The sequence below is a fragment of the Pseudomonas sp. TWP3-2 genome, from assembly GCF_049897765.1.
Lineage (GTDB): Bacteria > Pseudomonadota > Gammaproteobacteria > Pseudomonadales > Pseudomonadaceae > Aquipseudomonas.
Map to the genome: position 1 here is coordinate 1 of NZ_JAFCWW010000001.1, position 13,328 is coordinate 13,328.

10 protein-coding genes and 3 rRNA genes are annotated in these 13,328 nt (G+C 58.7%); 6 read left to right on the forward strand and 7 right to left on the reverse strand.

Annotated features, from left to right (window positions below):
* The 4 genes from ACP7EE_RS00005 to ACP7EE_RS00020 form a co-directional block, all read left to right on the forward strand.
* Positions 1 to 100: ribosomal RNA gene (locus tag ACP7EE_RS00005) — 23S ribosomal RNA — on the forward strand; the annotation flags it as partial.
* Positions 101 to 265: 165 nt separating this feature from the next.
* Positions 266 to 381, forward strand: a 5S ribosomal RNA gene (rrf, locus tag ACP7EE_RS00010).
* 105 nt (positions 382 to 486) lie between these two features.
* Positions 487 to 602: ribosomal RNA gene (gene rrf / locus ACP7EE_RS00015) — 5S ribosomal RNA — on the forward strand.
* A gap of 309 nt (positions 603 to 911) precedes the next feature.
* Complete coding sequence (locus ACP7EE_RS00020; RefSeq protein ID WP_426206925.1) at positions 912 to 2,792, forward strand: methyl-accepting chemotaxis protein; 1,881 nt, start codon at positions 912 to 914, stop codon at positions 2,790 to 2,792.
* 58 nt (positions 2,793 to 2,850) lie between these two features.
* Here the strand turns inward: ACP7EE_RS00020 and ACP7EE_RS00025 are convergent, their stop codons facing one another.
* From ACP7EE_RS00025 to ACP7EE_RS00050, 6 genes are all read right to left on the reverse strand, one after another.
* Positions 2,851 to 3,318 carry an SRPBCC family protein gene (locus tag ACP7EE_RS00025; protein WP_426232633.1) on the reverse strand — a complete coding sequence of 156 codons (468 nt, stop codon included), beginning with the start codon at positions 3,316 to 3,318 and terminating at the stop codon, positions 2,851 to 2,853.
* A gap of 22 nt (positions 3,319 to 3,340) precedes the next feature.
* Positions 3,341 to 6,730, reverse strand: coding sequence for a non-ribosomal peptide synthetase (locus ACP7EE_RS00030; RefSeq protein ID WP_426232635.1), 3,390 nt, complete (start codon positions 6,728 to 6,730; stop codon positions 3,341 to 3,343).
* A gap of 13 nt (positions 6,731 to 6,743) precedes the next feature.
* On the reverse strand, positions 6,744 to 7,673 hold the full coding sequence (locus ACP7EE_RS00035) for a diiron oxygenase (protein ID WP_426232637.1): 930 nt from the start codon (positions 7,671 to 7,673) through the stop codon (positions 6,744 to 6,746).
* Entirely contained in the window at positions 7,670 to 8,443 is a 774-nt protein-coding gene (locus ACP7EE_RS00040; RefSeq protein ID WP_426232639.1) for a DUF3050 domain-containing protein, read from the reverse strand. The genes ACP7EE_RS00035 and ACP7EE_RS00040 overlap by 4 nt, the downstream gene beginning before the upstream one ends.
* A 255-nt stretch (positions 8,444 to 8,698) precedes the next feature.
* The gene (locus tag ACP7EE_RS00045; RefSeq protein WP_426206933.1) at positions 8,699 to 9,064 is read right to left on the reverse strand and encodes a hypothetical protein; all 366 of its coding nucleotides are present in this window, start codon (positions 9,062 to 9,064) and stop codon (positions 8,699 to 8,701) included.
* A 136-nt stretch (positions 9,065 to 9,200) separates the two neighbouring features.
* Positions 9,201 to 9,911 carry a GntR family transcriptional regulator gene (locus ACP7EE_RS00050; protein WP_426232641.1) on the reverse strand — a complete coding sequence of 237 codons (711 nt, stop codon included), beginning with the start codon at positions 9,909 to 9,911 and terminating at the stop codon, positions 9,201 to 9,203.
* A gap of 198 nt (positions 9,912 to 10,109) precedes the next feature.
* Here ACP7EE_RS00050 and lapG point away from each other — a divergent pair, with 198 nt between their 5' ends.
* Together lapG and lapD are read left to right on the forward strand one after the other, a co-directional pair.
* Positions 10,110 to 10,802 (forward strand): cysteine protease LapG, encoded by a 693-nt coding sequence (gene lapG / locus ACP7EE_RS00055; protein WP_420651012.1) that lies wholly within the window; start codon positions 10,110 to 10,112, stop codon positions 10,800 to 10,802.
* A 14-nt stretch (positions 10,803 to 10,816) separates the two neighbouring features.
* Positions 10,817 to 12,763, forward strand: coding sequence for a cyclic di-GMP receptor LapD (lapD, locus tag ACP7EE_RS00060; RefSeq protein ID WP_426232643.1), 1,947 nt, complete (start codon positions 10,817 to 10,819; stop codon positions 12,761 to 12,763).
* A gap of 194 nt (positions 12,764 to 12,957) precedes the next feature.
* Here the strand turns inward: lapD and ACP7EE_RS00065 are convergent, their stop codons facing one another.
* Positions 12,958 to 13,296 (reverse strand): tryptophan synthase subunit beta, encoded by a 339-nt coding sequence (locus ACP7EE_RS00065; RefSeq protein ID WP_420651010.1) that lies wholly within the window; start codon positions 13,294 to 13,296, stop codon positions 12,958 to 12,960.
* Between the last annotated feature and the right edge of the window lie 32 nt (positions 13,297 to 13,328).

Below are 13,328 nucleotides of genomic sequence, written 5' to 3' on the forward strand. Positions count from 1 at the left end.
CCTGAAGGGCCGTCGAAGACTACGACGTTGATAGGTTGGGTGTGTAAGCGCTGTGAGGCGTTGAGCTAACCAATACTAATTGCCCGTGAGGCTTGACCATATAACACCCAAGCAATTTGCGTCGGCTCTCTAAACCAGAGCAACCAGATTGCGGTGTGTGAAGACGAAATGAACCGAAAGTTCGATCTCGCAAAAACACCGAAAGCTGTCACATACCCAATTTGCTGAAGCGAGGCCATCTGGTCGCGACTCAGTACCCGAATTTCTTGACGACCATAGAGCATTGGAACCACCTGATCCCATCCCGAACTCAGCAGTGAAACGATGCATCGCCGATGGTAGTGTGGGGTTTCCCCATGTGAGAGTAGGTCATCGTCAAGATTAAATTCCGAAACCCCAATTGCGAAAGCAGTTGGGGTTTTGTTTTAGTAGAAGTACCCGTTTTTGCTGGCACGTTACTCTCGTAACTGGCCGGTCACAGAATTTCTTGACGACCATAGAGCATTGGAACCACCTGATCCCATCCCGAACTCAGCAGTGAAACGATGCATCGCCGATGGTAGTGTGGGGTTTCCCCATGTGAGAGTAGGTCATCGTCAAGATTGAATTCCGAAACCCCAATTGCGAAAGCGATTGGGGTTTTGTCATTTCAGGCTGCGTGAAATCCAGTTGTTCAGGAGCGACAGCCATTCAACAATCCCCGATGACCGCTCTGGCCCGCCGTTCAGCGGGAATCCTGCATAAAATCCATTCATTTCCTACACAAGCCTAAGATTTCTTCGAAACGTGCCGAAAAACTAGTGAGACATGCGTGCACCAAAGTTGAGCAGCCATAAGAACGCTGCCTGCGCTGTACATGGAATGTTGCATCCCGGAACGCATCCCCACTTTTGCATAAGAAGTCCCATGAAATGAATCTCAAGTTCAGCCATAAAATCCTGTTGGCCGCCTCGGGCGTCGTGGTCCTGGCGTTCGCGCTGTTCACTTTGTACAACGACTATCTGCAGCGGAACACCATCCGCCAGAACCTGCAGTCCTCTGTGCAGCAGGCCGGCGATCTGACCGCCAGCAGTGTGCAGAACTGGATGAGCGGACGAATTCTAGTGCTGGAAAACCTCGCCCAGAACGTTGCCCATCAAGGCAAGGACGCGGACTATCCAGGTCTGGTCGATCAACCGGCCTTCACCTCGAATTTCCAGTTCACCTACGTCGGTCAGGCCAACGGGGTATTCACCCAGCGCCCTGACGCGAAGATGCCGGACGGTTACGACCCGCGTCAGCGCCCGTGGTACAAGCAAGCGGTAGCCGCCGATAAAACCATGCTGACCCCGCCATACATGGCAGCGGTTGGCGGTCTGGTGGTGACCATCGCCATGCCGGTGAAGAAGAACGGCGAACTGCTTGGCGTAGTTGGCGGTGACCTGAGTCTGGAAACCCTGGTGAAGATCATCAACTCGGTGGACTTCGGCGGCATTGGCCACGCGTTTCTGGTCAGCGGCGACGGTCAGGTGATCGTCAGCCCGGACAAAGATCAGGTGATGAAGAACCTGAAAGACATCTATCCGAATTCCAGCGTGCGCATCGAGAAGGGCAACCAGAACGTGATGCTCAACGGTCAGGAGCGGATCCTGTCGTTCACCCCCGTCACCGGTTTACCGAATGCCGAGTGGTACATCGGTCTGTCGATCGATCGCGACAAAGCCTACGCCGCGCTCAGCCAATTCCGTACTTCCGCTCTGATCGCGATGTTCGTTGCAGTGGCAGCGATTGCGGTATTCCTGAGCTTGCTGATCACCGTGCTGATGCGTCCACTGATCACCATGGGCCGCGCCATGCAGGACATCGCGCAAGGCGAAGGCGACCTGACCCGACGTTTGTCGGTGGAAAGCAAAGACGAATTCGGCGAACTGGGCAGCTCATTCAACCAGTTTGTGGAGCGGATCCACGCTTCGATTTCTGAAGTGTCCTCGGCGACTCGTCATGTACATGACCTGTCGCAACGCGTGATGGCATCGTCCAACGCCTCGATTGTCGGCTCCGACGAGCAAAGCGCACGCACCAACAGCGTGGCCGCCGCGATCAATGAGTTGGGTGCCGCCACCCAGGAAATCGCCCGTAACGCCGCCGATGCATCGCAGCACGCCAGCGGTGCCAGCGAGCAGGCTGATGACGGTCGCCAAGTGGTTGAACAAACCATTCAAGCGATGACCGAGTTGTCGCAAAAAATCAGCCTGTCGTGCACGCAGATCGAAACCCTGAATGCCAGCACTGACAACATCGGGCACATTCTCGATGTGATCAAAGGCATCTCCCAGCAAACCAACCTGCTGGCACTCAACGCGGCCATTGAAGCAGCACGTGCCGGTGAAGCCGGTCGCGGTTTTGCGGTAGTGGCGGACGAGGTGCGTAACCTTGCTCACCGTACCCAGGAATCGGCTGAAGAGATTCACAAGATGATCACTTCGCTGCAGGTCGGATCGCGTGAAGCGGTGACCACGATGAACGCCAGTCAGGTGTCCAGCGAACAGAGCGTGGAAGTGGCCAATCAGGCCGGTCTGCGTCTGGTCAGCGTGACCCAGCGTATCGGCGAAATCGACGGCATGAACCAATCGGTGGCAGCCGCGACCGAAGAGCAGACTGCCGTGGTTGAAACCCTCAACGTCGACGTTAACCAGATCAATCTGCTGAACCAGCAGAGTGTGGCCAACCTCAATGAAACGTTGAAGGATTGTGATGCGTTGTCACAACAGGCCAACCGTCTGAAGCAGTTGGTCGATAGCTTCAAGATCTGATCAAACGCGATGAAAATCAGCCCGCTGCGGAGTCATCCGCAGCGGGCTTTTTCATGCCTTACACAAACAGCTTCTGCACATTGCCCATCGCATCATCGGCAAACCCCTGCACAAAATCCTTGAACCCCGGCAACGCCTCCGGCCCACCGCTGGCCGGTTCGGCGATGATCGTCCAGGTCGCCCGCGACTTGCCTGCGCCCAAGGCTTCGACGTTCATTGCTGCCCACAGGTTGGCCACGCCCAAGGTGTTGTAGATCGTGGTCCAGGTCATGCTCAACGCCTGGTCGTCGCGCGAGTTGAGTTGCTCGACCACCAGGTTGCCGTCCTTGAAGAATTTCTTGCGCAGCGATGCCACGCCTTCGCCGGTCATTTCGATGTGCGACAGCGCCGGAATGAATTGGTCGAAACCGGCAAAGTTGCCGACTATCGCCCAGACCTTCGCGGCATCCACAGGCACTTCTACCGAAGACACAACGTGGCAGCCGTGCGGGTTTTTGATTAGGGTATCCGGTTGCAGATTGCTCATGGTGTTGCTCCTTTTTGTGAGTTCAGATGAAGTTGATTTGTTTCAGGTAATCGCAACCCCGGCGCAGCAGCGCCGGTGATTTCTCCGGGTAGTGCGCGCCCATCTGCTGGACGCCGGCCTGGGCGTTGGCGTGGCCGATCAGCGAGATGTCGCCGATGTCTTCCTCGAAGCCGTTGAGGTAGAAACCGAGTACGCCAAACAGCGCGTTATTCGCATCGACCCGGCCCAGTTGTTGTTGCCAGTCGGCGACGCTGACCAACGAAAATTGACTGCCGGTTTCGCGGAACGAAGCGACGTACGCATCCCAACTCAACGGCTCGGGGTTATGCAGGTTGAACACTGCATGCTCGGGCGAGTAACGGCTGGCGTGGAAGGCAATGAAACGCGCGAGAAAATCCACCGGCATCAGGTCGAAATTCAGCGCGAAGGCCGGTACCTGGCCGAGCTGAATCGAGCCTTTGAGCATCAGCATCAAACGGTTTTTGTGCGGCTGACAGACGCCGCTCAAACTGTTGAAACTGATGTTGCCGGGCCGATACAGATTGACCCGCACCCCACGCTCGCGCGCTCGTTCGAGGATGCGTTCGCCGACCCATTTCGACAGGTTGTAACCGTTGCGAATGTAGATCGGCGGCGTGGTTGCGGCGGGCAGTTCCAGCACTCGGCCCTCAGCGTCGACGGTGCTTGAAGCGGACAAGGTCGAGACGAAATTGAAGACCTTTTTGCTGCGTCCTTCGCACAGGCGCAGGAGGGCAAAAATCGGCTCGACGTTGTCTGCTGCCAGCGACTCGTAATCGAGGACGTGATTGACGTTGGCGGCGTTGTGCACCAGTGCACCGAACTCGCGATCCAGCCGCTCGAACACCGCATTGTCCAGACCCAGTTGTGGCCGGGAAATGTCCGCCGCATAGACCCGCACCCGACTCAGATCCAGATGCTCGAGACGGTTCTCGCGCAGCGCCTCGGTAAAGCGTTGCGCGGCGGTTTTGCCGCCACCGTCACGCACCAGACACGCCACCTCGCTGGCGCCCCAACCGAGCAGCGCTTCGACGATATGCACACCGACAAAACTGTTGGCGCCGGTAACGATCACCTTGTGCACATCGCCCATGCGACTGATCGGCAACGGCTCGACATCCAGTTCACGTTCGGCGTCGGCCATCGCCTGCGCGCTGAGCACGGCAGCGTCATCCGTACCGCGCACCAGCGTCGCGAGCTTAATGATGGTCGGCAGTTCGATGAAGCGATTGATCGAGATGCTGCGGCCGAATTCTTCGCGCAGACGCAGCAACATGCGTGACAGCAGAATCGAATGACCACCGAGATTGAAGAAGCTTTCGTCGGTGGAAATATCGCTGCTCGGCAGCTCCAGCAATTCGCCCCAGATCTCCAGCAGCAATGCTTCGTCGGCGTTTGCCGGCAGGCATTTCGGGCCGCTGTCCTGCACGCTGACCGGCAGTGCCAGCAACGCCTTGCGATCGACTTTGCCATTGGCGGCGAACGGCATGTTTGGCAACTCAGTCCACGCCACCGGTTGCATGTAGTCTGGCAAGAACTGCTGGGCGTGGTCCTTCAGTGCATCGCGAGCGGCGTCTGATTGTGGCTGGGCGAGAAACGCCAGAATTCGTCGCTGACTGTCGATCACCACGGCGATCTGCCGATACAGCTGACTCTCGCGCAGGCAGCGTTCAATTTCTTCCGGCTCGACCCGGAACCCGCGAATTTTGACCTGGTTGTCACGCCGCCCGCACAGCTCGATCCCATGCTCTCCCCAGCGCGCCATGTCGCCGCTGCGATAAGCGCGCAGTGCTTTGCCGTCCGGCAAATCGAGGGTCAGATAACGTTCGGCGGTCTGCTGCGGATTGTTCAGGTAACCCAGGCACACGCCGGGGCCGACGATGAACAATTCGCCAACGGTTTGCTCGGGCACCGGTTGCAGATCATCGTCGAGGATCAGCACCTGACTGTTGGCAATCGGCCCGCCGAGGCTGCGATTGCTGTCGCCGGGTTTCAGCTCTCGCGCGGTGATCAGCACCGTGGCTTCGGTCGGGCCGTAGAGGTTGTGCAGTTTGCCTTGCCGCGTCAGTTGCTCGATCACGAACGGCTCGCAGACATCGCCGCCGGTCATCACCTGCCCGACGCTTTGCAGCTGCTCCAGCGGCAAGATGCTCAGTAGCGCCGGCGGCAGGAAGGCGTGGGTCAGATGGCGACGACGAATCAACGCGACCAGTTGCAATGGATCGCGGCGCTGATTGTCGTCGGGCACCACCAGCTCCGCGCCCTCAACCAGACTCGGGAAGATGTCGATCAGTGACGAGTCGAAACTCAGCGAAGAGAACTGCAACACGCGGCTGTCGCAGCTCAACTGCACGTAATCGGCGTACCACGCGGTGAAGTGCGCAAGATTCGCCTGGCTGAGCAAAACACCCTTCGGATGCCCGGTGGTGCCCGAGGTGTAGAGCGCCATGCATGGAGCATCGGGTTCGGGGCGCCTAAGCATCAGCGGCTGGGTTAGATCGGCTTCGGCGCTGTCGATCTGACTGACATCCAGCCCCGGCATCGATTCACTCAGCGGATGCTCGCCATCGTGCAGCAACAGCAGCGCTCCGGCGTTGTGCAAAATGTATTGCTGGCGTTGCAATGGATGACTCGGTTCGAGCGGCAGGTACACCGCGCCGCTGCCGAGAATCGCCAGAATCGCAGCGAACAGCGCCTCGGATTTTGGCAGGCAGATCCCCACCACCCACGGTTGCGGGTGCTGCTCGAGCTCCGGCAGCAAGCGCTGCTGAATTGCCCGGCTGTGCGCATGCAACTGACGGTAACTGATCGACTGCTCGGCGAGGTGCAACGCAGTTCGTTCGGCGTGGTGAATCAGGCTCTGTTCAATCCGCTCGATCACCGGGATTCGCGCCTGTTGCAGCAGCGCTGGATTAGCCGTGGCGTTGAGTCGATGAACGTAGGCCAGACCATCGAGAAACAGCAGGTTTTCCACCCGCTCGAAGTCCGGCGCCGTGGCCGTCGTCGCCTGCTGAAAATACTCGGCATCGCGGGAGAAACGGCTGACCAGCAACGCCACCTCGTCCACCACTTGCGTCAGCGTGCGTTGGCGCAATGCCTGGCCATTGCCGGACGGCTCGTCGGCGATCGGCACGCGACTGAGCAGCATCGTGTTGTGCAGGCACAGCAGATCGAGCATCGGCAAGCCGCCGACGCCGGTTTCACCAATCCCCAGGCGCAAGGTCAGTTGCGGGGTGTGGACGAAATCAGTCGGCGCACAAGTGCCGTCATCGATTACCAGGTCCGCCGCTAGATCAGCGTTGCTCAGCAATGTATGACCGTGTTGTTCGAGCTCCTGCGCCAGGTCGGTCAAGGCCTGGCTGCGGCCCGTCAGCAAAATGTCGAGACGTCTCATGTCAGCCTCCAGGTCAAACCAGATAGTCGCGCAGGGCGTGCTGCACGCAGGGCGTGTCGAGCAGCGAGCTGTTGTGGAAGAACCGCACGATGTTGCCCACCAGCGGGTGATGACGATTGATCGGGAAGGCCAAGCCGGCCATCTCGTCCTTGAGCGCGCGGCGCGTGGCGTCGTTGACTGGCAGGGCATCGATCAGGCGCAGGTCGAAAGCTTTCTGGATGTCGTTGGTCAGGTAGTGGCCGATGAACACCGGCAGAATCTGCGCGATGCTTTCGCGATCGGCATCGCTCGCGGTGTGCCAGTAGATGCGCACCATGCGCGCCCAGAAACTTGAATGGCGGCCCTCGTCGAGCAGGTGATCGGCCATCAAACCCTTGATCGACGGCTTGACCGTATCGTCGCGGGCGAACGCTGCGACATCGCCGGTCACGGTGTTTTCGGCGATGGCCACGCAGATCAGTTCGACTGCGCTGCGCAGGTGTTCCGGCGCGAATCCAACGGCGGCGGGTATCGCGCGACTCAGTTCGATTTCATCCGGCAACTCGATAGGTGTGATGCCGGTCATGGCCACCGTCTGCTGCATGAAATCCATCGCCACCAACGCGTGGTAATCCTCGTCCACCACCACGGTCATGGCGTCGTAACGGCAGGCGAACGGGAACGGCACGGCGAAGCGGTTTTTGGCGATGCTGCGCGCAGTCTTGTCGACGATTTCCGTCTCGAAAATCACTACATCGTTGATGAATTTGTACAGCGTCTGCACCAGTGCGAAATCACGCTGCTCCGGGCATTCGCGCAGGAAGGTCTGGCTGAGCACCAGTGGTTGGCGACTGAGCGGATAGATCAGGCGTGCGTCGTCCTCCAGCACGCGCCTTGGACGAGTGCGGATGGTCGCGCGGCTTTCCCAGGCGTCGGCGAAGGATTGGTAGTCGGCGGCGTTCATTCGGCCACCTCTGCCACACGTTCGCGCATGCTCAGACGCAAACCGTCCCACAGCGCGATGCGGCTTTCCACGGCGGCCATGGCGCTCGCATAAACCTCGGCCTGACGCTGCGGATCGCCATTGACCAGGCGTTCCAGCAATTGCTCGGCGGCCGGGCCGTGGTCTTCGGAATCGACCTCGATGTGCCGTTCCAGGTAATAGCGAAACGTCGGCGCCTGTTCGACGCCGATGCCCCATGCGTCGAGCATGCGCTGGAACATGGTCGGGATCACGCTCTCGCGGCCATGCAGAAACGCGGCGGCCACGCTGTGCCCCGGTGCATGCAGCGCGGTGTGCAAAGTGTCGCGGACGAATTGCGCGGCGGCCGGGTCGACATCGACGCTTTGCAGCGCCACGTCATAGCTCACGCCTTCCTGCTGCAGGGCGACGAAGCGCTCTACCGCTGCAGTGTTCGCACCGACTTCGCGCATCGCGTCCAGGTACAGCTCGAAATGACTGTAATGCCCGTGTGACAGTCGATCATCGGACTCTTCACCGAGGACGATTTCGTTGATCAGACGCGCGGCATGTGGATCGCGCGGCGGCAACCACGGCAATCGTGTGCAGGTCAGTTCCTGTTGCAGGCGTTTGGTCAGCGACATGAAGTCCCAAACGGCGAAGACGTGGGTTTCCATGAATCGTTGAAGTACCGTCAGCGAATCGATTTCAGAGAAGATCGGATGAACACTGAGTTCAGCTTTCTTCAGGGCGAGTTGTTCTTTAGTTGGCATGTTGGCGAGCCTCTGGCTTATAGGGGAATAGGGACTGCATAATCAACGGCTAACAACGGTGGATATATGTTGCAGTCGAGCGACAGCCTCATTCAGTTCGATGAGAATTTAAGCTTTGAATAATCGACTAACCCCGAGTCATCGGCGTGTAGCTACTGCACATGGGGGCGCTACTGCTCGCTGCTGCCAGGCTGATACGGCAAGTTCAAACTTGGCGAGTAAAAAGCTAATACATCACAAAACAACTTAACAAGTTTATTTTGAATTATTTTTAGTTGGCTGTTTTTCAAGTGTGAGTGGGTCTGATAAAACTTTCTTATTAAGTTTTATTTGGGCGAAGTTGCTCCTTTCGGCGATAAGTGGCCAAAATTGATTAATAAGAGTGAATGCCTCACTCGAAGCAACTTTCCAATTAAAAGATCGAAATGATTTGAGGGGATGAAGTGGGCGTGCAACGGCGCCGGTTCTTCCTTTTCCCGTGACAAGGCTCCTTCCGTAGGTTCCTGGTGCGAGGACTGCTGCCGTGGCGGCGCGTCCCCGTTCTTTATTGGGTTGGCAAATCAAGGGTGCGCGTAAATCAGCGCCGCCGCTATCGTCGGAAATGACTTCGTTGCGGTGCAAATAACGGGTTGTTTTGAGCTGAGGGGAGGTTAGAGCGCAGGCGCCGATGTGCCACGGCTATTCACGGTGGCAGGCGAGGGGATTTGTAAGCGGGTTATTCGCCGGGTAGGCGTTGTCGCGTAACCCGACTGGGGGATCAATGCGCCGCTCGGCGGCTTTGCGTGCTGGATTCGGCGAGGTAGCGGGTGATCACCTCGACACCACGGTTGAGATGCTGCTCGAGCAGTTGCACGGCGAGTTCGACATTACGTTCTTTCACCGCTTGCAGCAGCGCGCGGTGATCATCCTGCGAGAGCTTGCCCAGACCCATGGCCTCGAGGTTGAAACGCAGGAAGCGTTCTTCTTCGTTCAGGCCTTCTTCCACCAAGCGCAACAGGCGGCCGTTGGTGGCCTTGCTGTACAGCGCCATGTGGAACAGGCGATTGAGCCGGCCGATCTCGGTGTAGTTGTGCTCGGTTTCCAGTTCTTCGATGTAGCTGGCCGCCTGCTCGTGGTCGGCGGCGGTGAGCAGGTTGATCGACTGGCGCAGCGCCTCGGACTCGAGCAGGATGCGCAGTTCATAGGTTTCGGCGGCATCGCCCTGGATCAGCGGCGCGACCACCGCACCTTTATGGGCAACCACATTCAACAGCCCTTGGGCTTCGAGCTGACGCAACGCTTCACGCACCGGCATGCGGCTGACACCGAACAGATCCGCCAGATCCTGCTGACGCACTGCAGTGCCGCAGGGCAAACGACCGTCGAGGATCGCTGCGCGCAGGGTTTCTTCGATGACCGAACGCGCCAGATGCGCGGGAATCGGGCTGTCGACTTTGATGCTATGCAGCGGCTTGGGCTTCTGTGTCACGACTACGCACCCTGAATGACTACCGAATTTGGATCCAAAGGACACTAGTGACTGCTCTACAAGTTGTCAAACCGTGTAGAAGAACCTGGTCACATTTGCAGTTTAGCGCGCTACCGATGATCTCATGGTGCCATTGTTTTTTGCTGGGCTAACCTTCACCATCAAACGCTTTCCTCCCTACCCCTTGAGTGCCTTGTATTGGCGGTACGATTCGCGATCCCACGGACTGTGCGCTGGCTAGGCTGCGCGCTGCTGCTGGCCGGCGTTATGCTGGGCGGTCTGAGTGCCGATTGGGATTTTTCCACGATCAGCCGCAAAGCCACCTCGTTGTACGGGCCGCTGGGTGCCGGCCAGCAGCGCATTGATGCCTGGCAAAATCTGTTGGCCACGCAGAAGCAGGGCAGCGAGCTGGAAAAACTCAAAGTGGTGAATCTGTTTTTCAACAAACAGGTGCGTTACGTTGAAGACATCGATCTGTGGCGCGAGGTCGATTATTGGGAAACCCCCATCGAAGCCTTGTGGAAAGGCGCCGGCGATTGCGAAGACTATGCGATCGCCAAGTATTTCAGCCTGCGCCATCTCGGGGTGGCCAGTGACAAGTTGCGCATCACCTACGTCAAGGCCTTGCGCCAGAACCGCGCGCACATGGTTCTGACTTACTATTCCAGCCCCGACGCCATGCCGCTGGTGCTCGACAGCCTGATCGACCCGATCAAGCCGGCGGCGGAGCGAACCGACCTGCTGCCGGTCTATTCTTTCAATGCTGAAGGCCTGTACCTGCCGGGCGCCAAGGGCAACAAAAAGGTCGGCGATACCAAACGTCTGTCACGCTGGCAGGATGTGCTGAAAAAAATGCAGGCCGAAGGTTTTCCGGTCGAGACGACTAACTAGGAGCACGCGCTCAGATGTCCTTGTTCAAACAGCTGTTGATCGCTATCTGTCTGTTCCTGGTGGTCGCCTTCACCGGCAGCTTCATGGTCAGTCTGGAGAGCTCGCGCACCCAGTACGTCAACCAGTTGCGCTCGCACGCGCAGGACGCCGCTACGGCGCTGGCGTTGTCGCTGACGCCGAATATCGATGATCCGGCAATGGTCGAGCTGCTCGTCAGTTCGATTTTCGACAGTGGCTATTACGCGAGTATCCGCGTGGTCGATGTGAAGACCGATCAGACCATCGTCGAGCGCAGTGGTATTCCCGAGGTGAGCAACGTGCCGGACTGGTTCGTCAAACTGATTGGCCTGGAGCCGGCCGGTGGCGATGCGTTGGTCAGCCGTGGCTGGGAGCAGGCGGCGCGGGTCGAAGTGGTGAGCCATCCGATGTTTGCGCTGGCAAAACTCTGGCAGAGCGCGTTGGGCAGCCTTGGCTGGCTGCTGGTGTGCGGCGCGGTCAGTGCGGTGCTCGGCGCGCTGTTGCTGCGCCGCCAGTTGAAGCCGCTGGATTACATGGTCAAGCAATCCCACGCCATCGCCCGTCGCGAGTTCCTCAGCCTGCCGGATCTGCCGCGCACGCCTGAACTGCGCCGTGTGGTGCTGGCGATGAATCAGATGGTCGAGAAGCTCAAGGCGTTGTTTCAAGAACAGGCAGAGCGCAGTGAAAAACTGCGCACCGAGTCGTATCAGGACAACCTCACCGGGCTGGCCAACCGACGCTATTTCGAAATGCAGCTCAACGCCCGAGTGAGCAATCCGGAACAGGCCAGCTCAGGTTATCTGCTGTTGTTGCGGGTCAAGGATCTGGCGGGTCTCAACCAGCGCCTTGGCGGTCAGCGTACTGACGAATTGCTCAAAGCGGTGGGCGAGCAATTGTCCCGCGAGTGCGCCAAATACCCGGAAACCCAGAATCTGGTCACGCGTATCCGTGGCGGCGAATTTGCCGTGCTGGCGCCGGGTCTGACCCGTGAAGAAGCGCTGCAACTGGCGCAAAGCCTCGACAGCGCACTGAGCAGCCTGCATGCGACCGGCGCCACCGACGTCGCGGCGGTGGCCTCCATCGGGCTGGCGCCGTTCGTTCATGGCGACTCTCCGCAATCCGTGCTGAGTCTCGGCGATCAAGCGCTGGCGCAGGCCGAAGGGCAAGGCGAACAGAACTGGGCGTGTCTCGATCAGAGCCTGGTGGCGGATGTCGGCGACGATCATCACGCCTGGCATCGCTTGCTTGATCAGGCGTTGAATCAGCGACGTTTCGAGCTGTTTTTCCAACCGGTGGTGGCGGCGCAGGACACGCAACTGGTGCTGCATTACAAAGTGCTGTCGCGCTTGCTAGACGAGCAGGGCCAGACCATTCCCGCCGGGCGTTTCCTGCCGTGGCTGGAGCGCTTCGGCTGGACCGCGCGGCTTGATCGACTGATGCTCGAGCGGGTGCTGGAGCAAATGGCCGGGCACGAAGAGTCGCTGGCGCTGAACCTGTCTTCGGCAACCCTGGCTGATCCGCAGGCGCTGAACAAAGTCTTCGAAATTCTCCGAGCGCATTCCAATCTTGGCCCTCGCCTGACCCTGGAAATCGGCGAGGAGCAATTGCCGGAACAGTCAGTGCTGGAAGATTTGACCCGTCGCTTGCGCGAACTTGGCTTCTCACTGAGCCTGCAACGTTTCGGCGGACGCTTCAGCATGATTGGCAACCTGGCGCGGCTGGGGCTGGCGTACTTGAAGATCGACGGCAGCTACATTCGGGCGATCGATCAAGAGAGTGACAAACGTCTGTTCATCGAGGCGATCCAGCGGGCGGCACACAGTATTGATCTGCCGTTGATTGCCGAGCGGGTGGAGACTGAGGGGGAGTTTTCGGTGCTTCGCGAGATGGGCTTGTATGGTGTTCAGGGGCAGTTGTTTGGTGAGCCGAAGCCTTGGCGGTGAGTCATTGAGATCCCTGCCCTCACCCTAGCTCTCTCCCAGAGGTAGAGGGGACTGACCGTAGGATATTGACGTGATCCGCCGACTTGAACGATATGTTGTGAATCCATAATCGACTCGATTTTTCAAGCCGATGTATAACCTGAGACAAAGCGGTCGGCCCCCTCTCCCTCCGGGAGAGGGCTGGGGTGAGGGGATCAGATCAACCCGGTCTCTTCTTCATCAATCAACCCGCCCAACCCGCCCAGCGCTTCCCGCGCCTGGGTTCGATCCATCAACTTGGCCTGCGCCGCCGGCGGCAGGTCAGTCACGCGGATCACGCCTTTCTGGGTCAGCACCTGAATCAGGTCGTCGAGTACCCGGATCATCTCAAAGTCGCTCTGCTTGAGCTGTTTGAGGCTGTTTTCCACGGCTTCGTTGGCGTACCACGCTTGGATTTCGTGGTTGTCGGCAGGCAGCGTTTCCGTGGCCTCGGCGTAGGCCGCAGCTTCCACGCGAATCAATTCGCCCTGCGCATCGCGTTGCACGTAAAACATTGAGCATCCCTCAGATATGAACCAGCGTCATG